Origin of the sequence: uncultured Streptococcus sp., from assembly GCF_963536705.1 — a bacterium.
Taxonomy (GTDB): domain Bacteria; phylum Bacillota; class Bacilli; order Lactobacillales; family Streptococcaceae; genus Streptococcus.
In genome coordinates this window covers 148,968-175,826 of record NZ_CAUTAP010000004.1, presented here as the reverse complement: position 1 = coordinate 175,826, position 26,859 = coordinate 148,968, and the positions used below count along the sequence as shown (strand labels likewise).

Below are 26,859 nucleotides of genomic sequence, written 5' to 3'. Positions count from 1 at the left end.
AACGACCTTGTAAAACCAGGTGAAACACTTGAATTGCTTGTTCTTCGTCAAGTAGTGGGTAAAGATACAGACACCGTAACTTACCTGGTATCTAAAAAACGTTTGGAAGCTCGCAAAGCTTGGGACAAATTGGTTGGTCGTGAAGAAGAAGTTGTCACTGTTAAGGGCACTCGTGCTGTTAAAGGTGGACTTTCAGTTGAGTTTGAAGGACTTCGTGGATTTATCCCTGCTTCAATGCTTGATACTCGTTTCGTTCGTAACACTGAGCGTTTTGTAGGTCAAGAGTTTGATGCTAAGATTAAAGAAGTAGATCCAAAAGAAAACCGCTTCATCCTTTCACGTCGTGAAGTTGTAGAAGCTGAAGCTGCAGCAGCACGTGCTGAAGTCTTTGGTAAGTTGAATGTTGGTGATATTGTGACTGGTAAAGTTGCTCGCATCACTAGCTTTGGTGCTTTCATTGACCTTGGCGGAGTTGATGGATTGGTTCACTTGACTGAATTGTCACATGAGCGCAACGTATCACCTAAGTCTGTTGTATCAGTCGGTGATGAAATCGAAGTGAAAGTCCTTGACTTGAACGAAGAAGAAGGACGCGTATCCCTCTCTCTTAAAGCAACAACACCTGGACCATGGGATGGCGTTGAGCAAAAACTTGCTGCAGGCGATGTGATTGAAGGAACTGTAAAACGTTTGACTGATTTCGGTGCTTTCGTTGAAGTATTGCCAGGTATCGATGGACTGGTTCATATCTCACAAATTTCGCACAAACGCGTTGAAAGCCCTAAAGATGCCCTTAAAGTTGGTCAAGAAGTAACTGTTAAGGTTCTTGAAGTGAATGCTGCTGATGAGCGTGTATCGCTTTCTATCAAGGCTCTTGAAGAACGTCCAGCTCAAGAAGAAGGTCAAAAAGATGAGAAACGTCAATCACGTCCTCGTCGTCCAAAACGTCAAGAAAAACGTGACTTTGAACTTCCAGAAACTCAAACTGGATTCTCAATGGCTGATTTGTTTGGCGATATTGAATTGTAATTAGATAAAAGAAGTTGAGAAATCTCAGCTTCTTTTTCTGATTTTCACTTGTCTTTTCAGAGAAAATCAGTTATAATGAATTAGTTGCCACCCTTAGTGTAATGGATATCACGTAAGATTCCGGTTCTTGAGATGGGAGTTCGATTCTCTCAGGGTGGATGACTTAAAATTGGACTCTTCGGAGTCTTTTTTTGCTCTTTTTTGGAGGAAAATATGCAATGACAGTAAAATTAATCGCTCATACCTTAATCGAGAAAGAGGGGAAGTATTTGCTTATCAAACGCTCTAAGATAAAGCGAGGCCTTCCTAATGTCTATCCATCTTATTGGGATATTCCAGGCGGAAGTGTAGAAGAGAATGAACTGCCTAGAGAGGCAGCTCTACGTGAGGCTATGGAGGAGGTTAATCAAAAGATTCGGATTGATAAGATTATCCATGAAGATAGTCAGTTTGATGCTAGCAAAGATACTGTTTTTACACGCTTAGTTTATGCAGGTAGGATTTTGGAAGAGCGTGATATTATATTAGATCCAGAAGAGCATACAGACTTTGCCTGGATTTCTTCTTTGAAAGACCTAGAGGAGCAGCTCATCGTACCTTATTTGTTTGATATTTTTGCTGACAAATCTGTATAAAGCAACAAAAAAACATCCCCTTTTATCAGGAGATGTTTTTTTATAATTAGTTTTTAGAAGCTGCTTGGAATTCTGGGTTCTTCCATGCTTCGTCGATAATCGCTTGTAATTCTTTTGCAGATGCTTGCATTTTTTGTGTTTCAGCATCGTTCAATGGGATGTTAACTGGACGAACGATACCGTGTGCACCAACAATCGCTGGTTGACCGATAAAGACGTTTTCAACACCGTATTGACCTTCTTGGAAGACTGAAAGTGGAAGAACTGCATTTTCGTCATCAAGGATTGCACGAGTGATACGAGCAAGAGCAACGGCGATACCATAGTAAGTAGCCCCTTTCTTGTTGATGATTGAGTAAGCAGCATCACGTACAGAGATGAAGAGATCTACAAGGTCAGCTTCATCCAAGTCACGGTTAGCTTGTAACCATTGTTCCAATTTTACACCGGCAACGTTAGCGTGTGACCAAACAGCAAACTCAGAGTCACCGTGTTCACCCATGATGTAGGCGTGAACTGAACGAGCATCAACGCCGATTTTTTCAGCAAGTGCTTGACGGAAACGAGCTGAGTCAAGAGAAGTACCTGAACCGATAACACGTTCTTTAGGGAAACCTGAGAATTTCCAAGTAGAGTAAGTCAAGACGTCAACTGGGTTAGCAGCTACAAGGAAGATACCGTTAAATCCTGAAGCAACAACTTGCTCAACGATTGATTTGTTGATGGCAAGGTTTTTACCAACAAGGTCAAGACGAGTTTCACCTGGTTTTTGAGGAGCACCCGCAGTAATGACAACGAGGTCAGCATCCGCACAGTCTTCGTACTTAGCAGCATAAATCTTCTTAGGAGAAGTGAAGGCAAGTGCGTGGCTAAGGTCTTCAGCATCACCAACCGCTTTTTCAAACAATTGAGGGATTTCGATGATACCTAATTCTTGTGCGATACCTTGAGTAACAAGTGCGAAAGCATAAGATGAACCTACAGCGCCGTCACCAACAAGGATAACTTTTTTATGTTGTTTAGTTAATGTCATTATTCTAAACGTCTCCTTCTATTTTTTTGGGTTTCCCCATTCGCATTTATTCTACCACTTTTACTTTTCTTTGTCACGGTTTTACGCCTATTTTGGACGATGTAAACGTTTTTACTCTTGTGTTCCGAAGGAGAAAAAAAGTCCTAAATGTGTTATAATAGTATGGTGAATTAATTAAAGAGAGGCATTGTTTTAATGCAGGATAATAACTTAGTTGATGTTAACTTAACATCTGAAATGAAGACCAGTTTCATCGATTACGCTATGAGTGTTATCGTGTCTCGGGCTCTTCCTGACGTGCGAGATGGTTTAAAGCCAGTTCATCGTCGGATCCTTTATGGAATGAATGAACTTGGGGTTACACCAGATAAACCACATAAGAAATCTGCCCGTATTACTGGGGATGTTATGGGTAAATACCATCCACACGGGGACTATTCTATTTATGAGGCTATGGTTCGGATGGCTCAATGGTGGAGCTATCGCTATATGCTCGTAGATGGCCATGGAAACTTCGGTTCTATGGACGGAGACGGAGCTGCTGCTCAACGTTATACAGAAGCACGTATGAGCAAGATTGCTCTGGAGATGCTTCGTGATATCAATAAAAACACTGTTGATTATATCGATAACTATGATGCCAGTGAGAGAGAGCCTGTAGTTCTTCCTGCTCGCTTCCCTAACTTGCTTGTAAACGGTGCGACAGGGATTGCGGTTGGGATGGCGACCAATATCCCACCGCATAATCTCGGTGAGTCTATTGATGCAGTTAAGCTTGTTATGGATAATCCAGAGGCAACAACTCGCGATATCATGGAAGTCCTGCCTGGACCAGATTTTCCGACAGGAGCACTGGTTATGGGCAAGTCCGGTATTCACCGGGCTTATGAAACAGGGAAGGGTTCGATTGTTCTTCGTTCTCGCACTGAAATTGAAGAAATGAAAAACGGCCGTGAGCGAATTGTCGTAACCGAGTTTCCATACATGGTTAATAAGACCAAGGTCCATGAGCATATTGTTCGTCTGGTGCAGGAAAAACGAATTGATGGTATCACAGCTGTTCGTGATGAGTCTAACCGTGAAGGGGTCCGTTTTGTCATTGAGGTTCGTCGTGATGCCTCTGCTCATGTCATTCTAAATAACCTTTTCAAGCTGACTCAGATGCAGACCAATTTCAGCTTCAATATGCTGGCTATTCAAAATGGTGTACCGAAGATTCTATCTCTGCGTGAGATTTTGTTAGCCTACATTGAACACCAAAAGGAAGTGGTGACTCGACGGACGGCTTTTGATAAAGAAAAGGCAGAAGCGCGAGCTCACATCTTGGCTGGTTTGCTGATTGCTCTTGATCATATTGATGAAGTGATTCGCATTATCCGTAATAGCGAGACAGACGCAGAAGCACAGGCTGAATTGATGGCTAAGTTTGAACTGTCTGAGCGTCAGAGTCAAGCTATCCTCGATATGCGTCTGCGTCGTCTGACTGGTTTGGAACGTGATAAGATTCAGTCAGAGTACGACGAGCTGATTGCCTTGATTGCGGACTTGGCTGATATCTTGGCTAAGCAAGAGCGAGTTATCGCTATTATCAAGGAAGAGTTAGATGAGGTCAAACGTAAATTTGCGGATGAACGCCGAACTGAGCTGATGGTGGGAGAAGTTCTTTCTCTTGAAGATGAAGATTTGATTGAGGAAGCGGATGTTTTGATTACCCTATCTAATAAAGGTTATATCAAACGTCTGAATCAGGATGAATTCACTGCTCAGAAACGCGGAGGCCGCGGTGTTCAAGGAACTGGTGTCAAAGACGATGACTTCGTCAAAGAGCTGGTTTCAACAAGTACCCACGATAGACTGCTCTTCTTTACTAACAAAGGTCGAGTTTATCGTCTCAAAGGATATGAAATTCCTGAGTATGGCCGGACAGCCAAGGGCTTGCCAGTGGTCAATCTCTTGAAGCTGGATGAAGGAGAGACTATTCAGACCATTATTAATGTCCAGCAAGACCGCAGTGATGATTCCTATCTCTTCTTTACTACCCGTCATGGGGTGGTCAAACGGACCAGTGTGACGGAATTTGCTAATATTCGTCAGAACGGCCTCAAGGCTTTGAATTTGAAGGATGAAGACGAGTTAATCAATGTCTTTCTGACAGACGGCGCTGCAGACGTTATCATTGGTACTAAGTTTGGTTATTCTGTCCGCTTCAATGAGACAGCTGTCCGGAGCATGAGCCGGATAGCGACTGGTGTTCGCGGAGTTAATCTTCGAGAGGGCGACCAGGTCGTTGGAGCTGGTGTGATTGCTGAGGGAGACGAAGTGCTTGTCATCACCGAAAAAGGCTATGGTAAGCGAACTCTTGCTAGTGAGTATCCAACCAAGGGCCGTGGCGGTAAAGGGATTAAAACAGCCAATATCACTGATAAGAACGGGCCTCTTGCTGGTCTGATGACCGTTACTGGCGAGGAAGATTTGATGATTATCACTAATACTGGTGTCATCATTCGGACCAGTGTGGCTAATATTTCTCAGACAGGCCGCTCGACCATGGGAGTTAAGGTCATGCGTCTGGATCAAAATGCTCAGATTGTCACCTTTACTAGCGTCGAAGCAGATGATAAAGAAGATGTAACAGAGGAAGAAAACGAATCGTAAAAGAGGACCTCTATATGGTACAAGGAAAAAGAAGTCGAAAAAGAAAACAAAAAAGCAAAAGAAATATCTTTATTAATATTGTTGCGACATTATTAATTATTGTGGCTCTTGGTTTAATCTTTAATGCGCAAATCCGAAACATGATTATGGTTTGGCATACCAACCAATATCAGGTCAGCAAGGTTTCTAAAGACTCTATTAATAAAAATAAAAATGTTGAGACTAGCTTTGATTTTAATAAGGTAGAGTCACTTTCTACAGAAGCAGTTATCAATGCTCAGTGGAAAGCTCAGCAACTGCCTGTTATCGGAGGCATCTCTATTCCGGAAGTTTCCATGAATTTGCCGATCTTCAAAGGACTGGATAATGCCGGATTGTATTATGGTGCTGGTACGATGAAAGAGACCCAGCAGATGGGGCAGGGCAATTATGCCTTGGCTAGCCACCATGTCTTTGGCATCACAGGGGCTAGTAACATGCTCTTTTCCCCACTGGACCGTGCTAAGGCTGGTATGAAGATTTATATCACCGATAAAGAGCAAGTCTATACTTATGTAATCACTAGTGTTGAAACGGTAACTCCGGATCGAACGGATCTGATTGAGGATACAGAAGGTGTTACAGAGATTACTTTGGTTACTTGTGAGGATGCTGCGGCAACCAACCGGACTATTGTTAAAGGAACGTTAGAAGGCTCTGTCGAGTATGATAAGGCGCCCAAGGAAGTTCTTGAATCTTTCAGTAAGTCCTATAATCAAATGCAGATCTAAAGTTAAAAAAATTTCACTCCAAAGGTTAGGAAAAACTCTAACTTTTGGAGTTTTTTTATCTAAAATTTGTTCTGGACGAAAGATTTTCAATCTTTATTTTCTGTATCTTTTCTTGTTGATTTTGACTCTTTTTCCGAATTATAAGATAAGGAGGTTTCTATGTATAGCATTTCATTTCAAGATGATATTAGCATGATGCCGCGCGAGCGATTGATGAGAGAAGGCGCTGAAAAACTCAGTAACCAGGAGCTTCTATCAATCTTTCTCAGAACAGGTAACAAAAAAGAAACTGTTTTTCAAGTTTCTCAAAGAATTTTATCATCGATTTCCAGTTTGAACGATCTTAAGTATTTAACTTTGCAGGAATTGCAAACAATTTCTGGAATCGGTCCGGTTAAGTCTGTGGAGCTGCAGGCCATTATCGAATTAGGCCGTCGAATTAACCAAGCAGAGGTTCTGCAGAAAGAGCAGATTATGGGCAGTCAAAAATTAGCCCAGAAGATGCAGCAAGAGCTAGGAGACATGAGGCAGGAGTGCTTGGTTGCTATTTATCTTAATAGTCAAAATCAAATTTTGCACCAGCAGACTATTTTCATGGGGACGGTCAGCAGAAGTATTGCTGAGCCGAGAGAAATTCTCCACTACGCTCTCAAGCACCTGGCGACATCTATTATACTGGTACACAATCATCCATCAGGCTCAGTCGTCCCTAGCAGAAACGATGATGAAGTGACCCAGCATATGAAAGAAGCTTGTGAGATGATGGGCTTGGTTCTTTTAGATCATTTGATTGTGTCCAAGTCCAACTACTATAGCTACCGAGAGGAGACAGATATGATATAATTTGATTTACTTGAATATAAAAAACTTCTATTCGTGTAGAACAGAAGTTTATCTAGGAATAGAGGCTTTTAAAGAATATTTACAACATAATCAAACAGAGCTAAGTCTCCTTCTCTGGAGCCAAACAAGAACTCTGGGTGCCATTGGACGCCAAGGAAAGGACTACCATCAGTAGAAGTGATGGCTTCAATAATTTTATCTCGCGGATCATAGGCGATGACTTCTAGGTCAGCCGCTAAATCCTTGATACTCTGGTGGTGGAAGGAGTTGATTTCAGATGCAGGGCCATAGATTTCGTGCAGAATAGAGCCGTTTTTGGTCACCATGCTTTGAGTCGTGTACTCAGCAGAGCTATCTTGCCAATGATCTTCAATGTCTTGATGAAGAGTACCGCCCAGTGCGACATTATAAAGTTGGGTTCCGCGGCAGACGGTGAAGATTGGTTTATTTTGACGGCGGGCTTCCTTAATTAAAGCAAGTTCAAAAATGTCCCGCTTTAGTAGATAATCATCACTGTCAATAACTTTTTCTTCTCCATAGAACTGGGGACATACATTCTGACCGCCTGTTATGATTAATTTGTCAACAATGGAAACATACCGTTTTGCCATTTCTTCATCACCAATTGGCAAAATCATTGGAATTCCGCCAACTTCTTTGACTCCCTCAACGAATCCAGTCGCCGTATAGCTCATATGGATGAAGTGATCGTCTGGGATTTCTCTTTCATTTCCGGTTATTCCAATAATTGGTTTATTCATTGAGTGTTCAATACCTCTTTCAAATTAATGTTCATTTTTTCTCATGAAGTAGAGCAGAGTCTGCAGTTCGCTAGTCAGGTCAACATACTGAACGACCACGTCCTTAGGTAGGGATAGGTTGACTGGCGAGAAGCAGAGAATGCCTTTGATACCTGCTTCAACCAAGATAGAGGCAACTTCTTGAGCTTTTACGCTAGGTACAGTTAGGATTGCAGTACGCACATTTCCTGACTGTATTTTTTCTTTGATTTGGGAAATTCCATAGATAGGAATCCCATCGCTGGTTGTGCTGCCAACTTCTGGATGGTCATCTGTGTCGAAAGCCATTACAACCTTCATTTTATTGCGCTCATGAAAACGATAGTGCAGCAGAGCTCGCCCCATGTTACCGACACCAACAATCATGACATTGGTGATAGCATTGTCATTCAAGAGGTCAGCAAAAAAGTTCATTAATTTCTTGACATCATAGCCAAATCCTCTGCGGCCAAGTTCACCGAAATAAGAAAAATCTCGTCTGACGGTAGCAGAGTCAATGCCAATAGCTTCAGCGATTTGCTTGGAGTTGGCTTTCTCAATTTTCTCAGCATTAAACCGTTTAAAAATACGATAGTAGAGCGACAGTCTCTTAGCAGTTGCTCGGGGAATTGTAGTATTTTTTTCAGTTTTCACAAAATCACAACCTTTCTAATTCTATTTTATAGGAAGTTTGTGAAAAAATCAACTAATTAAGGATGTTTGATTTATAAAAAAGAAAATCAGTAATCGCTGGGAATAGTAGCGTTGAAAAACTTAGTCCTGATAGGGACGTAGGTCTAACCGGTACATTTGGCGGTACAAGTCCCCAATTAGCCCTGTAAAAGGCAGCTGGTGTCCCTTATAAGTAACAGAAAGTACCTTGAGCGAGTCAGGAACCGTGACGCAGCCAGAGAAGGCTAGAAGAAATTCGTCAAAGTCTTCATAGGTGAGTGTTCGTTTTACCTTATATGAGTCCAAATAGGTCAGTTCAACCATCGTTAATCCTTTCTTTTGGTTCGATTAGTCATTTGATATTTTCAAGCGTTCCAAGTAGAGGTCAAGCTCGTTTAAATTTTGAAGAGTCAAAACCAAAAAAGCAAAATTACGAGAATCTTGCTTATTGTGGTGTCTTTTCAAAAATATTTCTTTCAACCAAGCTGTCCATCAAGAAATAAAATTTTTGTTGGATAATGTGATGATCTTCTGATTTGAAAATATTGACCAAGCGCAGGCCTGATTTGTCAGTGATGTTAATTTTAAAACCATTCAAATCTTTATTGACGATGATTTTGAGCAGAAAGCCATTTCCGCTGTTGGGAACAGATTCCAGCAGACGAGAGAGTTCGTAGTTGCCAACCTTGCTTTCCGCGAAAGTATTGTCGCGCAGGGTGAATTTCTTGACATTTGGATGAAGTGAATAGGTATATTCACAGTTTGCTAAGCTAACAGATGTTTGAAAGGCCATCTTATCCTCCTAAAATTTCTTTTAATTTCTTTGTAAATGATTGAATCTCTTGCAAAGACGTTTGGTCCGAAGTACTGATCCGAACAGACTCATACAAGCGATTGGAATCCTTGCCATACATAGCCTGCAAGACATGACTGGGTTGTATAGCTCCGGCTGTGCAGGCTGATCCTGTTGAAATGGAAAATCCATTTAAATCCATTTGAAGCAGAAGCAGGTCATTCTTTTGATTGGGAAATCCCAAATTGATGACGTAAGGCAAGCTTGGCTGACTTTCATTTAAGTAATAGTCAATGTCTGATAAGTCAGCAAGCAATCTGTTTTTTAAGTATTGCGCATGCGCTAGATTTTCCTCAAGATGTTCCGTGCTATCTGACAGAGCCGCCGCCATACCTGTGATAGAGATTAGATTTTCAGTTCCGGCCCGGTGTTTTTCTTCCTGGTCGCCACCGTGCATGAAATTGTCAAAATCCATCTTCTTGGCATAAAGGAAGCCAACGCCTTTGGGACCATGAAACTTATGCGCTGAAGCAGAGAGGAAGTCAATCCTTAGCTCGTCAGGGTAGATGGGAAGTTTACCAATTGCTTGGACAGCATCAACGTGAAAAGCAGCAGGATGTTCTTGTAGTAATTCACCAATTTCCTTAATGGAGAGCATGGCACCCGTCTCGTTATTAACTGCCATGACGGACACAAGAATAGTGTCAGGTCTAAGAGCCTTCTTAATATCCTCCGCTCGAATCTGACCATCTACCGGCTGAACAAAAGTAGCTTCGAAGCCGAATTTATCTACTAGGTACTCCACCACTTCTAAGACAGCATGGTGTTCAATAGCAGTGGTCACAATATGCTTTCCTCGGTTCTGGTGACGAAGGGCATAGCCTTTGATAGCAGTATTATTGCTTTCAGTGCCGCCTGAAGTAAAAAGAATCTTATTGCTTTGAGTATGCAGGGCTTGAGCAATATCTTCACGCGCCTGCCTAAGGAGTTTACTAGCTTCTCGACCATGGCTATGCGTACTGGAAGGATTTCCGAAGACAGTCATAGTTTTGGTCATTGCTTGAATTGCAGCGAGCGACAAAGCAGTTGTAGCAGCATTATCTAAATAAATCACTCTGGTTACCTTATTTCTTTTGATAGGCAAAGAGTGGGCTGACTGGTTTTCTCTCTTGGATGCGGACAATGGCATCACCAATCAGTTCACTAGCTGTAATGTAGTGGAGATTCTTAGGTGTTTTTTCTTTGGTATCAACAGAGTCTGTCACAAGAATTTCCCTGATAGGAGAATTATCCAGTAATTCTGCAGCTTTATCCGCAAAGAGACCATGACTGGATACAGCATAGATTTCGACCGCGCCTTCGCGACAGACAATTTTAGCTGCTTCAGAGAAAGTCCGACCGGTATTTAAAATATCGTCGATTAGAATAGCTTTCTTACCTTCGACATCTCCGATAATATAGCCCTCGGAGCGACCTGCCTCATCTTCGCCATAATCAATGATAGCGATAGGGGCATCCAGATATTCAGCCAGATTGCGGGCGCGTTTTACACCAGAGTTTTTAGGGCTGACGACAACGACATCATCGCCAGAAAGCCCCATGTTGCAGTAGTGTTTGGCAAAGAGCGGGATAGTGAAGAGGTTATCAACTGGGATATCAAAGAAACCTTGGACCTGCACGGCATGAAGATCCAGAGAAATCACACGATCTACTCCAGCTCCGACAAGCATGTTGGCAACTAGTTTAGCTGTAATTGGCTCGCGAGGAGCAGCAGTCCGATCCTGACGGGCATAACCAAAATAAGGCATGACAACATTAATCGTATTAGCACTGGCACGCTTGCAGGCATCCACCATAATCAAGAGCTCCATCAAGTGATTATTGACAGGGAAGCTGGTAGACTGAATGATGTAAATATCATAGCCACGAACGCTTTCTTCAATGTTAATCTGAATCTCGCCGTCCGAGAATTGGCGGGAGGAAAGTTTTCCCAAAGGAACTCCAGCCGCTTCAGCGATTTTTTCAGCTATGGAATGATTGGAGTTGAGGGAAAAAAGCTTCATATTTTTTTTATCTGACATGAGTTGGACCGTCCTCTTTTTGTCTCATTTCTATATCTAATGCTCCATGAAATTTATATTTCAATAGGCTTTAGATTGCTACCTTTTATTTTACCAAAAAAATTAGATTATTTCAGCTATTTTGTGGTCGTTGATTTACAAGTTTTCAGAAAATCTTGCTATCTTGCTCTTGCCAGGTTTGTAGTCGATCTTGTGCTGTTTTAGGAAGTTGAGGAAATTTTCTTTTCCCTTTTCAAAATCTTCAACTTCGACTTCAAGTTCGAAGTCTTTTTTGCCCAAGTAGTGGCTCTCATCCAGAGCAAATAGACCGATTTTGTCTTCTTTTTCATAGCGGATAGTCTCTAGAGAACCTAGAATCTTCAAGTCTTGGATGGGAATTTCTTTCTGAAGCAGCGTCTCTAAAATCTCTCCCGTAGGAAATTCATTGTTCTGCAAAATGTTTTTGGTTTCTTCTGGTGTCAAGTTCTGATTGAGTTCCAAGGCTCCGACTTCTTGAGGAATCTTGAGTGTCAGCTCAGCTTCGCGATGGTTAAAAGTTCGTACTCGAAAAGCCATGTGGGCGTGTCGGATACTCTGCTGGTCTGACTCGATGTAGTAGTTGGTCTGGCTAATAGGCGAAATATCAGCAAATAACTGGAGCAGACGGTCGTGCTCTTCTTTGGTCAGCATGGTTTTGAATTCAATTTCTAAGTGATTCATTTTCATATCCTTTTCTTTTTTTTGAAAGCGATTTATGTTATAATAACAGTTGTGTTTATTTTATACAAAAAATAATGATATGACAAGGTAAGTGTATGACAATAGAATGGGAAGAGTTTCTAGACCCCTATATTCAAGCAGTTGGAGAGCTGAAAATTAAGTTGCGTGGGGTGCGAAAGCAATACCGTAAGCAGCAGCGCCATTCTCCGATTGAGTTTGTGACCGGACGCGTCAAGCCGATTGAGAGCATTAAAGAAAAGATGGTTCTGCGAGGCATTCGAGAGGAAAATATCGAGCAGGAGATGCAGGATATCGCTGGCTTACGAGTCATGGTTCAGTTTGTCGATGATGTAGATGAAGTTTTAGAAGTCCTGCGAAACCGGACTGATATGCGCATTGTTCAGGAGCGGGATTATATTAAAAACAAAAAAGCCAGTGGCTATCGGAGCTACCATGTGATTATAGAGTATCCAGTTGATACGATTAATGGTCATAGGCTTATTCTGGCTGAGATTCAGATTCGCACCCTTTCGATGAATTTTTGGGCTACGATTGAGCATTCTTTGAATTACAAGTATAAAGGAGAATTTCCCGAGGAGATCAAATGTCGCTTGGAAACGACAGCTAATCTTGCCTATCAGCTGGATGAGGAGATGGGAGAAATTCGTGATGCTATCCAGGAGGCGCAGGCTCTCTTTGATCCTCTCCACCGCAAGTTAAATGACGGTGTGGGAAATAGTGATGATACAGATGAAGAATACAGATAAAAAAATAGCGATTATCCGTAATCGGAAAAGACAGAGCGAACAAGTTTATCAAGATTTAAAGCAGAAGCTTAAACAGAACGGCTTTATTTTAACTACTAAGAATCCCGATATCGTGATTTCGGTAGGTGGTGACGGCATGTTGCTGTCGGCTTTTCATATGTATGAAGAACAGCTGGATCGGGTCCGCTTTGTCGGTGTGCATACAGGGCATCTCGGCTTCTATACGGACTACCGTGATTTTGAACTAGATAAGCTGGTCGAAAACCTTAAATTAGACTCTGGTGCTCAGGTTTCTTATCCAATTTTAAATGTGAAAATCACTTTCGAAAATGGTGATACACGCACCATTCGTGCTTTGAACGAAGCAACAATCAAGCGTTCGGATCGGACCATGGTAGCTGATGTCATTATCAATCGGGTTCATTTCGAGCGCTTTCGAGGAGATGGGATTTCCGTCTCTACTCCGACGGGCAGTACAGCCTATAACAAATCTCTGGGCGGAGCGGTATTGCATCCGACAATCGAAGCCTTGCAGGTGACAGAAATTGCTAGTCTCAACAATCGGGTTTATCGGACGTTGGGTTCGTCGGTCATTGTTCCCAAGAAAGATAAGATTGAGTTAGTGCCGACCCGCAGTGACTATCATACTATCGCGGTTGATAATCAGACTTTCTCTTTCAAAAATATTGTCCGTATTGAGTATCAGATTGACAATCATAAGATACATTTTGTGGCTTCGCCAAGTCATACCAGCTTTTGGAATCGTGTCAGAGACTCCTTTATTGGAGAGTGCAAGGAATGAGGTTTGAGTTTATTGCTGATGAGCATGTCAAGGTGAAGACTTTTTTGAAGCGGCACGAAATTTCCAAAAGCCTCTTGGCAAAGATAAAATTTTCCGGCGGAAACATTCTCGTCAACCATCAACCTCAGAACGCTGTTTATCTCTTGGATATTGGCGATAGGGTGACGATTGATATCCCGTCTGAAAAGGGATTTGAGAGTCTGAAGGCTGTTGATAAGGACTTGTCTGTCATCTATGAAGATGAGCATTTCTTGGTTTTGGATAAGCCGGCAGGGGTGGCTAGTATTCCCAGTGTTAATCATTCCAACACTATGGCTAATTTCGTCAAGGCTTACTATATTCGTCAGGGATATGAAAACCAGCAGGTGCATATCGTGACTCGCCTGGATAAGGATACAAGTGGTCTCATGCTTTTTGCTAAGCATGGCTATGCTCATGCCAGATTGGACAAGCAACTGCAGAAGAAGCTGATAGAAAAGCGCTATTACGCTCTGGTTCGGGGGACTGGTGACTTAGAAGAGCAAGGTGAGATTATTGCTCCGATTGGACGCAATCCTGAGAGTATCATTACGAGGCGCGTGACAGAGGATGGCAAGTACGCTCATACCAGTTACAAGGTCATAGAGCGATTTGGAGATGTCTATCTAGTGGATATTCATCTGCATACTGGGCGGACTCATCAAATCCGCGTTCACTTTTCACATATTGGCTTTCCGCTTTTGGGTGACGACCTTTATGGTGGGAGTTTGGAACACGGAATAGAGCGTCAGGCTTTACATTGTCATTCTTTGAAATTTTATAATCCTTTTAGTGGTCAGGAAGTTGAGCGTGCCAGTCCTTTGCCAGAAGATTTTAAACAAGTTATTGAGAAATTAAAAGAATAAGAGATAAAGGAGTTTTAAGAAACATGAAAATTTTTGACTCAATTCGTGAAGCCTTGAAAGATAAGGAAGTAAAGATTGTCTTGCCAGAGGGTGAGGAGCCACGGATTTTGCAAGCAACTAAACGCTTGGTGAAAGAAACCGATATTACACCAGTTCTTTTGGGGAATCCAGATAAAATCCGTATTTATCTGGAAATTGAGGGAGTAAAAGAAGGATATCAGGTTATTGACCCTTCAAACTGTTCTTGCTTTGAGGAACTGGTAGAAGCATTCGTTGAGCGTCGCAAAGGGAAAATCACTGCAGATGAAGCACATCAGTTGCTAAAGGAAGACGTCAACTACTTTGGTGTTATGTTGGTTTATCTTGGTAAAGTCCAAGGAATGGTATCTGGCGCGATTCACTCCACAGCAGCGACTGTTCGACCGGCTCTTCAAATCATCAAGACCCTGCCTTGGGTGTCTCGTACTTCAGGAGCCTTTCTCATGGTGCGTGATGACGAACGCTATATTTTCAGTGACTGTGCCATCAATATTGATCCAGACGCCAATATTTTGGCGGAGATTGCTGTTAACTCAGCTTTAACAGCACAAATTTTCGGTATCGATCCAAAAGTTGCTATGCTCAGCTATTCGACCAAAGGATCTGGTTTCGGAGAAAAGGTTGATAAGGTTGTGGAGGCGACTAAGTTGGCTCAGGAAATGCGTCCAGACTTGGCTATTGATGGTGAATTGCAGTTTGATGCAGCTTTTGTTCCCGCAACAGCAGAACTGAAAGCACCTGGCAGCCCTGTGGCAGGTCAAGCGACCGTCTTTGTCTTCCCAAGTATCGAGGCAGGGAATATCAGCTACAAAATGGCAGAGCGTTTGGGTGGCTTTTCAGCGGTAGGTCCTATCCTACAAGGACTAAACCACCCAGTTAATGACCTTTCTCGAGGCTGTAATGCGGATGACGTATACAAGCTGACTTTGATTACAGCCAGTCAGGCTGTCGGTCATTATTAAACGATTGAAAGCGATTGGAGGGCGTAAGCTCTCCAATTTTTCTTGCCTTGTGCTATACTAGATTTATGTTAGATTTGAAAGAATACGGAATTGAGATGTGGGGGGCAGATAAAATTGCCTCTTTTCGTGAAAAATTATTGACTTGGTATGATGAAAACAAACGCGACCTGCCTTGGCGCAGAACAAATAATCCTTATCATATATGGGTTTCTGAGATTATGCTGCAGCAGACTCGGGTGGATACGGTGATTCCTTACTATGAGCGCTTTCTTGACTGGTTCCCGACAGTAGCTGACTTAGCACAGGCACCAGAAGATAGACTGCTCAAGGCTTGGGAAGGGTTGGGTTATTATTCTCGGGTGAGAAATATGCAAAAAGCAGCCCAGCAGATAATGACGGATTTCGCTGGAAAATTTCCTGATAGCTATGAAGGAATTGCCAGTCTCAAAGGGATTGGTCCTTATACGGCTGGTGCTATTGCTAGTATTGCCTTTGGCCTAGCCGAGCCTGCGGTAGACGGCAATGTCATGCGGGTGCTGAGTCGCTTATTTGAAGTCGATTTAGATATTGGCCAACCTAGCAATCGTAAGGTCTTTCAGGCTATGATGGAGATTCTGATTGATCCAGATAGACCCGGAGATTTCAATCAAGCACTGATGGATCTGGGTTCAGATATTGAAGCCCCTGTTAATCCCCATCCAGAAGACAGTCCTGTAAAAGAGTTCAGCGCAGCTTATTTGCACGGAACTATGGATAAATATCCAATCAAAGCACCTAAAAAGAAGCCAGTTCCAGTCTATCTGCAAGGCTTGATTATCGAAAACGAACAGGGACAGTTCTTGCTTGAAAAGAATGAGGCTGCTGGCTTATTATCAGGTTTTTGGCATTTTCCCTTGATTGAAATTGAGGAATTTCAAACTGAAAATCAGATGTCCCTCTTTGAGGTGGCAGAAAATCAGTCAAGTCTGGACTTGTCTCCTCAAGAAAGTTTTGAGCAGGATTATGATCTGATTGTTGATTGGCAGCAGCAGTCCTTTTCAAAAGTACAGCATGTTTTCAGTCATCGTAAGTGGCATATTCAGCTAGCTTATGGACGAGTCAAAGATAGCCAACACGCAGCTGATGGAGAGGTCTTGTGGCTTCATCCAGAAGATTTTGGCAATTACCCCTTTGCCAAACCCCAGCAGAAGATGTGGGAGGCTTTTCAGGAAGCTAGAAATAAATAAAAAATCTGAGACTAATTGGTCTCAGATTTTTTTGAATCAATTTTACAAGTTTGCAAAAGCTTTAATTTCATCTGCAGTCATAGAAGAATCACAACGAACAGAGACTTGGCCGTCTTGAACATGAACAAAACCAGGAACCGTCGGAATGCTGTATTCAGAGCGGAAGGCTTGCAATTTCTCTAATTCGCTAGCTTCTTCGCTATTGATAAAGAAAATATGCGCCTTGGTATCAGCGACAACGCCAGCAAGAGTAGCAGCGAATTTACGGCAGTAAGGGCAAGTTTTGCGACCAACGAAGAAAGTTGCTGTCTCTTTGTCAGCAATCGCTTGACGAGCGCGGTCAACTGTTGTGACTTCAAGGTCTTTAATGTTTTGATCAAATTGTTCCATAAATCATCCTCATTTCTTTTGATAAGACTAGTATGCCATAAAATGCAGAAAAATGCTTGATTTGGAAACGAAAAACCAGAGAATGCGAAATTCATCCTCTGGTTGCTTGGTTGATAGTGTTATTTTACTTGATAAAGGCATTAATCTCTGCTTCAATAGCAGCAATTTTTGTTTGAGCATCTTCATTGCTGTCACCGACAACGGCAATGTAGAACTTGATTTTTGGTTCTGTTCCGGATGGCCGAACAGCAATCCATGAACCGTCAGCCAAGGTGTATTTCAGCACATCGCTTGGAGGAGTTGTCAGAGCTGTAACTGTACCATCTATAGCGGTAGAAGTCTGAGCCTTAAAGTCTTCTGTGACAGAAATAGCAGTAGCGTTGAATTCTTTCGGAGCATTGTCACGGAACTTAGCCATGATAGCCTTGATTTGCTCAGCTCCATCAACACCAGACAAGGTTACAGAGATAGTCTTTTCAGCAAAGTAACCGTACTCTTTGTAGATTTCTTCAATACCGTCAGCCAGAGTCAAGCCAAGTGAGCGGTAGTAGGCAGCTAGCTCAGCTACAACCAGAACAGCTTGGATAGCGTCTTTATCACGTACAAACGGTTTAATCAGATAGCCGAAGCTTTCTTCAAATCCCATCATGTAGGTGTGGTTGTGCTTTTCTTCGAATTCTTGAATCTTTTCAGCGATAAATTTGAAACCAGTCAAGACATTGAACATGGTTGCGCCATAACTTTCGGCAATCTTAGTCACCAAGTCAGTAGAAACGATAGACTTGCAAAGTGCTGCGTTTGCTGGCAGAGTTCCAGCACTCTTATGAGCTTCCAAGATGTACTTAGCCATAATAGCTCCGATTTGGTTACCTGAAAGGTTGAGATAGCTGCCATCTTTTTGCAGAACTTCGACACCGACACGGTCAGCATCTGGGTCAGTTGCGACCAAAACATCTGCACCAACTTTACGGCCCAATTCCTCAGCCAAGGCAAAGGCTGTTTGGCTTTCAGGGTTTGGAGACTTAACAGTAGAGAAGTCTGGATCAGCTACAGCTTGAGCTTCAACAACTTCAACAGAATCAAATCCTGCTTGAGCCAAAGCGCGACGAGCCAACATTTCACCAGTGCCGTGCAGAGGAGTATAGACAATCTTCATGTCCTTGCCGTATTCATCAATCAGTTTTTGGTTGATATTGACATCTTTAACTTCCTTGAGGTATTCAGCATCAATAGCATCGCCAATCACTTCAATCAATCCAGAAGCTTTTTCAGCTTCAACATCAGCGACCTCAATAGTAAAAGGATTTTCAATCGCACGGATGTAATCAGTCAATGCATCCGCATCATGCGGAGGCATTTGTCCGCCGTCTTCACCATATACCTTGTAGCCGTTAAATGGAGCAGGGTTGTGGCTGGCCGTAATCATGATACCAGCAAAAGTTCCCAAATGGCGCACTGCAAATGAAAGTTCTGGAGTTGGGCGCAGACTTTCAAAGACATAGGACTTGATGCCGTGTTTAGCTAAAACAGCAGCAGATTCAAAGGCAAATTCTGGTGAGAAATGACGGGAGTCGTAAGCAATCGCGACACCGCGTTTTTTGAACTCATCACCTTTTTCTTCAATCAAGCGAGCCAAACCTTCGGTTGCCTGACGGACAACATAAATATTAATACGGTTGGTACCAGCGCCAATCAAACCACGCATACCAGCAGTACCAAACTCAAGATTGGTGTAAAAGGCATCTTCCTTAGTTTTTTCGTCCATACTGTTCAAGTCTTGGCGAAGATAGTCAGGAAGTTCAGCATAATCAAGCCATTTTTTGAAGTTATCTTGATAAGTCATAGGTGGAGTCTCCTTTATTTTTGAAATGAAGAGTTGGAAATTTTAGTAAAAAATCCTGCTCTTAAATTTTCTTAATCGCTTACATTGTAGCATATTTTCATTAATTTTGAAAGAGGTTACCTAGAAAACGATGAAATACTTTTCAAGGTATTGTTTCAAGGATTTCAGAATGGTATAGCGGAATTGTGGGATTAAAAAAAGACCAAAGCAAGGCTTGGTCCAGAAAACTAAATCATCATCATTTTTTGGCTTTTTCAAGCGCAGGAATGATAGTTGCTGTCAAAATCGCAGAAATGATTAACTCGGCAATGGAATTCGCTGATAGAATCACAGCCAGAAGTGCTTTGATATCTCCTTGGTATACATTTGAAAAGAGAAAGAAGATACCGCCCAAGACGAAGATGGTATTAGTGGCAGAACCAACGGAACCAGCTACAATCAAGCCAGCCTTATTTTTCATTGCTTTATATACGAAATAAGGAGTGATACCGATGAGAATTCGAGGCACCATGGCAACAAGAAGTGAAGAGAGGCTTCCATTTGGCACAAAAGGGCTAAAGAGATAGCTGGTTGGCAGCAGTACCAAGGTATTGGTAATAACGCTGATACATCCCATGAGGCCGCCTAGGACAGCCCCGACTTTAGGGCCATAGAGGATACTGGCGATAATCACTGGGATGTGAATAATTGTAGGCTTAATCGGTACTGGAAGCAGGTTAAAAATGACTGAACTGAGCAGGTGCAGTACCAACATGATGGCAAAGAAAATAGCAATTTGAGCAATTTTAGATTGTTTTTTCATAAATAAGTTCCTTTACTGTATAAATAATTGTATCAATTTCAGCTAGAGCACCTGTCCCCTGATCGCCACAGGCTAGAACAGCTTCGCGCGGCTGGATAATCTTCCATCCAAAACGCTGCAGACGCTCCAAATTGTGTTGGGTTAGTGGATTTTCAAACATCTTAGTGTTCATAGCTGGAGCCAAAACTTTCTTAGTATGAGTCGGCAGAGCCAGGGCAGTAGCTGTCACCATATTGTCAGCTAAGCCGTTGGCTAGTTTAGCGATGGTATTGGCTGTAGCGGGGGCCAGCAAAAAGAGGTCAGACTTTTTAGCGATATCAATGTGATTGACCTTGCTAGGGTCAGGTTCTTGCATAATATCGATTGCAACTGGTCTTTGCGACAAGACTTGCAGGGTCAACGGTGTGATAAATTCTGTCGCTGCATTTGTCATGAGGATAGCTACTTCAAAGTTCTCTTTCTTTAGACGGCTGGTGATGTCAGCAGCCTTATAGGCTGATATACTTCCGCTGACAGCTAAGGTAATCTGAGTCATCTTGTTCCTCCTTATGTATTGTGGATATGCAGGTAGAGGAGCTGAGCAATTTCTTCTTTGGATTGAGCTTGAATTACAGTATCTTTTCCGATAAGGTAAGCTCTGTGCTTTTGGTTAGAAATCTTTGTTAAATCATTGGCGACAATGATTTCTGCTTGATTTTTTATGAGACTGGCTCGTGCGGTCTCGAGTAACTCTTCGTTAGAAACATCAACCAAGAGTTTGAAGCCAATCAAGCGAATGTCTGGATTCCATTTTTTTACCAGGCTGATGATTTTTGGTGTCTTTTTGAGAAAAAGAACTTGAACATCATCCTGAGAAGAAATCTTACTTTCTGAGTTAGTTTTATTCAGAAATTCAGTCAAATCAGAGCTAGCTGCTACAGCTTCCAAACCAGTCATGTAGACGGGAGTATAGTCAGAAACAGCCATTGCATGAATCAGTACATCATGTGTGTGAACGAGCGGCTTCAAGCTTTCAAGCAGTTCTGCAACGTTTTCAATCTGGACAATGGTAAGATTGGGATGAGCTGCCGGGCGGACAGCCTTGGGAGTCGTCACCAGAGTCACCTGATCGCCCTTGTCTAGGAATGTTTCAGCTATGATTTTCCCTAGCCTGCCCGTCGAATGATTTGTAATAGAGCGGACACGGTCGATTTTCTCGCTGGTCCCGCCAGAAGTAATCAATATGTTCATAGCACTATTTTACAAGAAAAAAGAAATTTAGTAAAATAATTCTAATTACAGAGTGTCACAGCGGAGAAGTGACTCTAAAATCTTATAGTTTAGAGAACAAAAATTTCCATTTTTTTGTTTTTTTCCGAACATTAAAATCTATTTAGAGTTTAATCGTGTAGATTTTGCTCTTTTTTGTTATAATCTTTATATTAATTGATAGAGGAGTTCTTGATGAAAACAGATATTGAAATTGCTCAAAGTGTTGAATTGCAGCCTATTGTTGATGTGGTGAAAAAAGTCGGCATCGACTATGATGACTTGGAACTATATGGTAAGTATAAGGCCAAGCTCAGCTTTGATAAGATTCGTGAGGTTGAAAAAAATCCTGTTGGCAAACTGATTTTGGTAACGGCAATCAATCCGACACCAGCTGGAGAAGGTAAGTCTACCATTACTATTGGACTAGCTGATGCGCTCAACAAAATTAGCAAGAAAACTATGATTGCTATCCGCGAACCGTCTTTGGGACCGGTGATGGGGATTAAAGGAGGAGCTGCTGGCGGCGGTTACGCGCAGGTTCTACCGATGGAAGATATCAACTTGCATTTTACTGGTGATATGCACGCCATTACGACTGCTAATAATGCCCTGTCAGCTCTTATTGATAATCATTTACATCAAGGAAATGCCCTGGGAATCGATCAGCGCCGCATTATCTGGAAACGTGTGGTGGACTTGAATGATCGGGCTCTTCGCCATGTGACTGTTGGCTTAGGAAGTCCAGTTAACGGTATTCCACGCGAAGATGGCTTTGATATCACGGTCGCTTCTGAAATTATGGCGATTCTTTGCCTAGCTACGGATATTGAAGATTTGAAAAAACGCTTGGCTAACATTGTCATCGGTTATCGCTATGACCGCACACCAGTCTATGTTCGTGACCTTGAGGTAGAAGGAGCCTTGGCTTTGGTCTTGAAAGATGCGATTAAGCCAAATCTAGTTCAGACTATTTACGGGACACCAGCCTTTGTTCATGGCGGGCCTTTTGCCAATATCGCCCACGGATGTAATTCTGTCTTAGCGACTAGCACAGCGCTGCGCTTGGCTGATTATACAGTGACTGAGGCAGGGTTTGGTGCGGACCTTGGTGCTGAAAAATTCTTGGACATTAAGACGCCAAACTTGCCAACCTCTCCAGATGCAGTAGTCATTGTTGCAACCCTTCGTGCTCTTAAGATGAATGGCGGCGTAGCTAAGGATGCACTGACAGAAGAAAATGTAGAAGCAGTTCGTGCAGGTTTTGCTAATCTTAAACGCCACGTTGAAAATATCCGTAAGTTCGGTATTCCAGCAGTTGTTGCTATTAATGAATTTGTTACTGATACAGAAGCTGAAATTGCTACTCTTAAAGAACTTTGTGCAGAAATCAGAGTACCGGTTGAGCTAGCTAGCGTCTGGGCTGACGGCGCCGAAGGTGGTGTATCTTTGGCTGAGGCTGTAGTCAAAACTATTGACGAAAAACCAGCGTATTACACTCGTCTCTATGACAATGATTTATCTATTGAAGAAAAAATCGAAAAAATTGTCACAGAAATCTATCGTGGTTCGAAGGTGAACTTTGAGAAAAAAGCGCAGACTCAGATTCGCGAAATTGTCAAAAACGGCTGGGACAAGCTACCACTCTGTATGGCCAAAACACAGTATAGCTTCTCTGACAATCCTGCTGCTCTGGGGGCGCCAGAAAACTTTGAAATTACAATTCGTGAACTGGTACCAAAACTTGGAGCGGGCTTTATCGTGGCTCTGACAGGAGATGTCATGACCATGCCAGGATTGCCGAAACGCCCAGCTGCACTTAATATGGATGTGGCAGCAGACGGCACAGCGATTGGTCTATTTTGATCTTGGTTTAAAAGGCTCTTTACGAGTCTTTTTTGGTATAATAGTGAAAATAATGAGAATAGAATATGGAGTCAACATGAACATTAGATTAGCAACTCCATCAGACGCTGCAACCTTGCTTGCTATTTATGCGCCTTATGTGGAAAATACAGCCATCACTTTTGAGTATGAAGTTCCAACTATCGAAGATTTCACAAATAGGATTGCGACAACATTGGAAAAATATCCTTACCTGGTGGCGGAAGAAGACGGTGTAGTCGTAGGTTATGCTTATGCTTCGACTTATTATGCGCGTGCAGCATATGATTGGGCAGTGGAATTATCGGTTTATGTCAGTCAAGATGCTAGAGGAAAAGGAGTCGGCAGTAAGCTTTATGATAAGCTTGAAGACCTGTTAGATCAGATGGGATATATGCATTTTCTAGCCTGTATTTCTCTGCCTAACGAAGCTAGCCTGGCTTTGCATCGAAAAAGAAGCTATCAGCAGGTGGCGCATTTCCCTAAAATGGGCTATAAATTCGAGCGTTGGCATGACATTGTTTGGCTGCAAAAGTCCTTGGACAAGCAAGCTGGCCCCATCAAACTTTTAAAAGAAATGGAGCGTAAATGATGAAAAAGAAATATTTACTAATAGCTCTTTTTAGTATTGGTCTTTTGACCCTGACCGGTTGTCAGGCTGTTGAAAATTGGTTTAAAAATGCCAAGGAGGAATGGTTGGGGTTGGAGATGACGGTTCGCACCTATGATGAGAATTCCCAACTCATAGACCAGATGTCGGGCAAGTCACTATCCATCTCGCGTAACGAGGAGTTTGATTCAGTTGATGCGGAAGGAAATTCCAAGGAAGATTCTTCTGTGCTCAAAATAACCTTGGGTAAGTATGAGATTGACCATGTGGGCTCTTCCTTGATTGCAGAAGAAAAGGGATTGAAGGATGTGTTTGCCCAGTATCAAAAGACTACAGATGTTGAGGAGAACAGTCATGCAGTTCCCGTTTTAAATCGCATGATTTCAGCCTTTAAAAACGACTTTACCGGAAAGAAAAAGGTTGTTCTGATTCGCTCTCAAAACGGCACTCCGTTGGCTGCCTATGCTGGAGACCGTGTTTCTCTTGATAAATCTGATGCTCCAAAAACCTCTGAATTGCTGATTGACGGCAAGCGCCTCGTGATTTACCGCTGCGACTACACTATTTATGACCGTGAATTGCTGGAGTAAGTTATGGATGTAGAAGAGTTGCTTGAAAATCTGAAAGCAGTAGCTAACCCTGACGATGCGGGAGCTATGAAAGCCTATATGAAAAATAAATTTGAGTTTCTAGGAGTCAAGACTCCAGCCAGACGGAAGCTTGCAAAGGCTTTTTTCAAACAGCAGACTGACTCCGTCATTGACTGGAATTTTATAAATGAAGCTTGGAAAAATCCCTATCGAGAATTGCAGTATGCCGCGCTAGATTATCTGGAAAGTCGCAAGAAACTATTGACTCCATCTGACTTGCCACGTTTGAAAAAGCTGGCCCAAACAAAATCTTGGTGGGATACCATAGACTTTTTGGACCGCTCGGTTGGATCAATCATTGCCCGATTTCCAGAAACCAAAGAGATTATTTTAGCTTGGAGTCGTGATGAGGATATCTGGCTGCGGCGCTTAGCTATTGATCACCAGCTGTTGCGAAAAGAAGAAACGGACACGGAGCTCTTGGAGAAGATTTTAGTGAATAATCTAGGCCAAACAGAATTCTTTATTAACAAGGCCATCGGCTGGGCGCTGAGAGATTATTCCAAAACCAATCCAGACTGGGTCAGAGATTTTATAGAATGGAATCGAGCAGCAATGGCTGCCCTTAGTATTCGAGAGGGAAGTAAGTATTTATGAAACATATTTATTTAAAATATCTGGAAGAGAAGGATTTCTCGGTTTGGCTGGAAGGATTTTCCAATAGACTACCTTCCCAATCGCCATTTGATGATGGGCTTTTAGATATGACAATTTGTACAGAAAGTTGGTTTGCGGATTTGGTGGCTAAGCACCGTGATTTTCGAGAGAAAGACCAACAGTATATTTGGGGAATTTATGATGCAAAAAGCGGAAAACATGTAGGTATGGTTAATTTATTTGTGCTAGCTAGAGACGATTTCCAATGGGCGGAAATAGGCTATACGATACATAATCAATTTTGGCGTCAGGGTTACGCCAGAGCTATGTTAGAAGAACTCAAGAAAGTCAGTCGCGAACTAGGATTTCATCGTTTAGAAGCACATGTTGATCTACAGAATATCCCTTCGCAAAAATTACTAGAGCAAGCTGATTTCTATCGTGAAGGAGTACGGAAACAATTCCAAAAAGAAGGTCAAGAATGGAAAGATAGACAAGTTTTTGTTTATATTTTAGATTAAATACCTTGACAAAACGGAAAAAGATAAGGTAAACTATATTTCGTGCGATGAGTCGATATGCAGATTTTCTGCAAATTGAAGCATGGGAGGTCATAACGCAGGAGCGGATCTTGATCAGTTGTGTGAACCTGCTGATCACACGAAAGTGCCCTTATCCCCAGTCTACGGATTGGGGATTTTTCTATGTCTCTTAGATAGGCAAGACGTTTAGTCGCAGCCGAGCTTAGAGACATTGATACTGAGACGGTTGGCGTCGTGAGTGCTATTGCTCTTTGCGAAACAACTTCGCAGAAGGCAGTTGAGTCGTAGAGCAATGGATGCAGTTTTGTTCGTGAGAACAAAAGCTGTAAACTTTGAAACTTCTCTTAGAGAGGTAAGAGAGTTGGTGTGGTTTATCCAAATATCACACTTATATTCTTCAGAAATATTTGCATTTTTCCCTAAAAATAGTATAATACTAACAATACAAAATTTTTTGAAAATTCAGAGAGGTTATCGCATGGGATATACAGTTGCTGTAGTAGGTGCCACTGGTGCCGTTGGATCTCAAATGATTAAAATGCTGGAAGAATCTAGCCTTCCAATTGATAAAATACGCTATCTGGCGTCTGCTCGTTCAGCTGGAAAAGTTCTCCAGTTCAAAGGACAAGATATTACTATCGAAGAAACGACTGAGACGGCTTTTGAAGGTGTAGATATTGCTCTCTTCTCAGCTGGAGGTTCTACCTCAGCAAAATTCGCTCCTTACGCAGTTAAAGCGGGATCGGTGGTGGTCGATAACACCTCTTATTTCCGTCAAAATCCTGATGTTCCTCTGGTTGTTCCAGAAGTCAACGCCCATGCCTTAGATCAGCACAAGGGAATTATCGCTTGCCCTAATTGCTCGACAATTCAGATGATGGTGGCTTTAGAGCCTGTTCGTCAGCAATGGGGGCTGGAGCGTATCATTGTGTCTACCTATCAAGCAGTTTCTGGTGCAGGTATGGGAGCCATTCTTGAAACCCAAGCTCAATTACGCTCTGTTCTCAATGATGGTGTAAATCCTAAGGATGCGGAAGCCAATATCCTGCCATGTGGCGGTGATAAAAAACACTATCCTATTGCCTTTAATGCCTTACCTCAGATTGATGTCTTTACAGATAACGACTATACTTACGAAGAGATGAAGATGACTAAGGAAACTAAGAAAATCATGGAAGATGATTCTATTGCTGTTTCTGCGACTTGTGTTCGTCTTCCAATTTTGTCTGCTCACTCGGAGTCTGTTTACATCGAGACTAAGGAAGTGGCACCTATTGAACAGGTAAAAGCAGCAATCGCAGCTTTCCCAGGAGCTGTTTTAGAAGATGACGTAGCTCATCAGGTTTATCCGCAAGCAATCAATGCGGTTGGTAAGAAAGAAACCTTTGTCGGCCGAATTCGTAAGGATCTTGATGCGGAAAAAGGAATCCACATGTGGGTTGTTTCAGACAATCTTCTTAAGGGGGCGGCTTGGAATTCTGTTCAAATCGCAGAGACACTGCATGAGCGTGGTTTAGTTCGTCCAATAGCAGAAGTTGTTTTTGAATTAAAATAAAGTGACCAAGGAAACTTGACAGTACAGGGTTGAATAATCGTTCTTTCAACCCTCTTTTCGTATAATAAA

The 26,859-nt window shown here is 42.3% G+C and carries 29 protein-coding genes and 1 tRNA gene; 17 read left to right on the top strand and 13 right to left on the bottom strand.

The genetic code is table 11. The features are described from left to right. From rpsA to RWX26_RS04125, 3 genes are all read left to right on the top strand, one after another. Positions 1-1,029, top strand: a 1,029-nt coding sequence (gene rpsA / locus RWX26_RS04135; protein ID WP_314579478.1) for a 30S ribosomal protein S1, incomplete at its 5' end; no start/stop codon positions are given. 87 nt (positions 1,030-1,116) lie between these two features. Next, positions 1,117-1,188, top strand: a tRNA-Arg gene (locus tag RWX26_RS04130). Between the two features lie 59 nt (positions 1,189-1,247). Next, positions 1,248-1,664 carry an NUDIX hydrolase gene (locus RWX26_RS04125; protein WP_314579475.1) on the top strand — a complete coding sequence of 139 codons (417 nt, stop codon included), beginning with the start codon at positions 1,248-1,250 and terminating at the stop codon, positions 1,662-1,664. Between the two features lie 46 nt (positions 1,665-1,710). Here RWX26_RS04125 and RWX26_RS04120 read toward each other — a convergent pair whose 3' ends face one another. Further along, positions 1,711-2,697: an L-lactate dehydrogenase gene (locus RWX26_RS04120; RefSeq protein WP_048689936.1), complete on the bottom strand. Its 987-nt coding sequence runs from the start codon at positions 2,695-2,697 to the stop codon at positions 1,711-1,713. Positions 2,698-2,892: 195 nt separating this feature from the next. On the opposite strand from RWX26_RS04120, the gene gyrA reads away from it, so the two are divergent. The 3 genes from gyrA to radC all read left to right on the top strand — a co-directional run bounded on the left by gyrA (position 2,893) and on the right by radC (position 6,965). Beyond that, on the top strand, positions 2,893-5,352 hold the full coding sequence (gyrA, locus tag RWX26_RS04115) for a DNA gyrase subunit A (RefSeq protein WP_314579471.1): 2,460 nt from the start codon (positions 2,893-2,895) through the stop codon (positions 5,350-5,352). Positions 5,353-5,366: 14 nt separating this feature from the next. Next, positions 5,367-6,122 carry a class A sortase gene (locus RWX26_RS04110; protein ID WP_314579469.1) on the top strand — a complete coding sequence of 252 codons (756 nt, stop codon included), beginning with the start codon at positions 5,367-5,369 and terminating at the stop codon, positions 6,120-6,122. A 159-nt stretch (positions 6,123-6,281) separates the two neighbouring features. Then, positions 6,282-6,965, top strand: coding sequence for a DNA repair protein RadC (gene radC / locus RWX26_RS04105; RefSeq protein ID WP_314579466.1), 684 nt, complete (start codon positions 6,282-6,284; stop codon positions 6,963-6,965). A gap of 68 nt (positions 6,966-7,033) precedes the next feature. Here radC and RWX26_RS04100 read toward each other — a convergent pair whose 3' ends face one another. The 7 genes from RWX26_RS04100 to RWX26_RS04070 all read right to left on the bottom strand — a co-directional run bounded on the left by RWX26_RS04100 (position 7,034) and on the right by RWX26_RS04070 (position 11,989). After that, positions 7,034-7,726 carry a gamma-glutamyl-gamma-aminobutyrate hydrolase family protein gene (locus RWX26_RS04100; protein WP_314579464.1) on the bottom strand — a complete coding sequence of 231 codons (693 nt, stop codon included), beginning with the start codon at positions 7,724-7,726 and terminating at the stop codon, positions 7,034-7,036. Positions 7,727-7,750: 24 nt separating this feature from the next. Next, entirely contained in the window at positions 7,751-8,398 is a 648-nt protein-coding gene (locus RWX26_RS04095) for a redox-sensing transcriptional repressor Rex (protein WP_268701573.1), read from the bottom strand. Between the two features lie 120 nt (positions 8,399-8,518). Next, positions 8,519-8,740 carry a DUF4649 family protein gene (locus RWX26_RS04090; RefSeq protein WP_314579461.1) on the bottom strand — a complete coding sequence of 74 codons (222 nt, stop codon included), beginning with the start codon at positions 8,738-8,740 and terminating at the stop codon, positions 8,519-8,521. Between the two features lie 121 nt (positions 8,741-8,861). Continuing rightward, positions 8,862-9,209 carry a DUF1831 domain-containing protein gene (locus RWX26_RS04085; protein WP_002902952.1) on the bottom strand — a complete coding sequence of 116 codons (348 nt, stop codon included), beginning with the start codon at positions 9,207-9,209 and terminating at the stop codon, positions 8,862-8,864. A 1-nt stretch (position 9,210) separates the two neighbouring features. Next, positions 9,211-10,323, bottom strand: coding sequence for a cysteine desulfurase family protein (locus RWX26_RS04080; RefSeq protein WP_314579458.1), 1,113 nt, complete (start codon positions 10,321-10,323; stop codon positions 9,211-9,213). Positions 10,324-10,333: 10 nt separating this feature from the next. Beyond that, the gene (locus tag RWX26_RS04075; RefSeq protein ID WP_049541263.1) at positions 10,334-11,290 is read right to left on the bottom strand and encodes a ribose-phosphate diphosphokinase; all 957 of its coding nucleotides are present in this window, start codon (positions 11,288-11,290) and stop codon (positions 10,334-10,336) included. A 135-nt stretch (positions 11,291-11,425) separates the two neighbouring features. Next, a complete protein-coding gene (locus RWX26_RS04070; RefSeq protein ID WP_314579453.1) occupies positions 11,426-11,989 on the bottom strand; it encodes a CYTH domain-containing protein in 564 nt (187 codons plus the stop codon). A gap of 95 nt (positions 11,990-12,084) precedes the next feature. Here RWX26_RS04070 and RWX26_RS04065 point away from each other — a divergent pair, with 95 nt between their 5' ends. From RWX26_RS04065 to mutY, 5 genes are all read left to right on the top strand, one after another. Then, the gene (locus tag RWX26_RS04065; RefSeq protein WP_125407102.1) at positions 12,085-12,756 is read left to right on the top strand and encodes a GTP pyrophosphokinase family protein; all 672 of its coding nucleotides are present in this window, start codon (positions 12,085-12,087) and stop codon (positions 12,754-12,756) included. Beyond that, positions 12,731-13,558 carry an NAD kinase gene (locus tag RWX26_RS04060; protein WP_314579452.1) on the top strand — a complete coding sequence of 276 codons (828 nt, stop codon included), beginning with the start codon at positions 12,731-12,733 and terminating at the stop codon, positions 13,556-13,558. Before RWX26_RS04065 ends, RWX26_RS04060 begins: the two co-directional genes overlap by 26 nt. Then, on the top strand, positions 13,555-14,442 hold the full coding sequence (locus tag RWX26_RS04055; RefSeq protein ID WP_314579449.1) for an RluA family pseudouridine synthase: 888 nt from the start codon (positions 13,555-13,557) through the stop codon (positions 14,440-14,442). The genes RWX26_RS04060 and RWX26_RS04055 overlap by 4 nt, the downstream gene beginning before the upstream one ends. 23 nt (positions 14,443-14,465) lie before the next feature. Further along, positions 14,466-15,443: a phosphate acetyltransferase gene (gene pta, locus RWX26_RS04050; RefSeq protein WP_314579446.1), complete on the top strand. Its 978-nt coding sequence runs from the start codon at positions 14,466-14,468 to the stop codon at positions 15,441-15,443. A gap of 65 nt (positions 15,444-15,508) precedes the next feature. Next, positions 15,509-16,669, top strand: a complete 1,161-nt coding sequence (mutY, locus tag RWX26_RS04045; protein WP_314579444.1) for an A/G-specific adenine glycosylase — start codon at positions 15,509-15,511, stop codon at positions 16,667-16,669. Positions 16,670-16,711: 42 nt separating this feature from the next. Here the strand turns inward: mutY and RWX26_RS04040 are convergent, their stop codons facing one another. The 5 genes from RWX26_RS04040 to RWX26_RS04020 form a co-directional block, all read right to left on the bottom strand. After that, positions 16,712-17,059 carry a thioredoxin gene (locus tag RWX26_RS04040; protein WP_314579441.1) on the bottom strand — a complete coding sequence of 116 codons (348 nt, stop codon included), beginning with the start codon at positions 17,057-17,059 and terminating at the stop codon, positions 16,712-16,714. Positions 17,060-17,183: 124 nt separating this feature from the next. Continuing rightward, a complete protein-coding gene (locus tag RWX26_RS04035) occupies positions 17,184-18,902 on the bottom strand; it encodes a phospho-sugar mutase (RefSeq protein ID WP_314579439.1) in 1,719 nt (572 codons plus the stop codon). A 238-nt stretch (positions 18,903-19,140) separates the two neighbouring features. Next, positions 19,141-19,704, bottom strand: coding sequence for an ECF transporter S component (locus tag RWX26_RS04030; RefSeq protein ID WP_002924636.1), 564 nt, complete (start codon positions 19,702-19,704; stop codon positions 19,141-19,143). After that, positions 19,688-20,239, bottom strand: a complete 552-nt coding sequence (gene coaC, locus RWX26_RS04025) for a phosphopantothenoylcysteine decarboxylase (protein WP_314579434.1) — start codon at positions 20,237-20,239, stop codon at positions 19,688-19,690. Before coaC ends, RWX26_RS04030 begins: the two co-directional genes overlap by 17 nt. 11 nt (positions 20,240-20,250) lie before the next feature. Beyond that, on the bottom strand, positions 20,251-20,934 hold the full coding sequence (locus RWX26_RS04020; protein WP_314579433.1) for a phosphopantothenate--cysteine ligase: 684 nt from the start codon (positions 20,932-20,934) through the stop codon (positions 20,251-20,253). A 213-nt stretch (positions 20,935-21,147) separates the two neighbouring features. Between RWX26_RS04020 and RWX26_RS04015 the strand changes: the two genes are divergently transcribed. The 6 genes from RWX26_RS04015 to RWX26_RS03990 all read left to right on the top strand — a co-directional run bounded on the left by RWX26_RS04015 (position 21,148) and on the right by RWX26_RS03990 (position 26,790). Then, positions 21,148-22,818: a formate--tetrahydrofolate ligase gene (locus RWX26_RS04015; RefSeq protein WP_314579430.1), complete on the top strand. Its 1,671-nt coding sequence runs from the start codon at positions 21,148-21,150 to the stop codon at positions 22,816-22,818. Positions 22,819-22,894: 76 nt separating this feature from the next. Further along, complete coding sequence (locus RWX26_RS04010; RefSeq protein ID WP_314579427.1) at positions 22,895-23,428, top strand: GNAT family N-acetyltransferase; 534 nt, start codon at positions 22,895-22,897, stop codon at positions 23,426-23,428. Then, positions 23,425-24,036 carry a DUF5052 family protein gene (locus RWX26_RS04005; protein WP_314579425.1) on the top strand — a complete coding sequence of 204 codons (612 nt, stop codon included), beginning with the start codon at positions 23,425-23,427 and terminating at the stop codon, positions 24,034-24,036. The genes RWX26_RS04010 and RWX26_RS04005 overlap by 4 nt, the downstream gene beginning before the upstream one ends. Before the next feature lie 3 nt (positions 24,037-24,039). After that, complete coding sequence (locus tag RWX26_RS04000) at positions 24,040-24,693, top strand: DNA alkylation repair protein (protein WP_268697622.1); 654 nt, start codon at positions 24,040-24,042, stop codon at positions 24,691-24,693. Further along, a complete protein-coding gene (locus tag RWX26_RS03995; RefSeq protein ID WP_011836982.1) occupies positions 24,690-25,214 on the top strand; it encodes a GNAT family N-acetyltransferase in 525 nt (174 codons plus the stop codon). The genes RWX26_RS04000 and RWX26_RS03995 overlap by 4 nt, the downstream gene beginning before the upstream one ends. 499 nt (positions 25,215-25,713) lie before the next feature. Then, positions 25,714-26,790 (top strand): aspartate-semialdehyde dehydrogenase, encoded by a 1,077-nt coding sequence (locus tag RWX26_RS03990; protein ID WP_314579420.1) that lies wholly within the window; start codon positions 25,714-25,716, stop codon positions 26,788-26,790. The last annotated feature ends 69 nt before the right edge of the window (positions 26,791-26,859 follow it).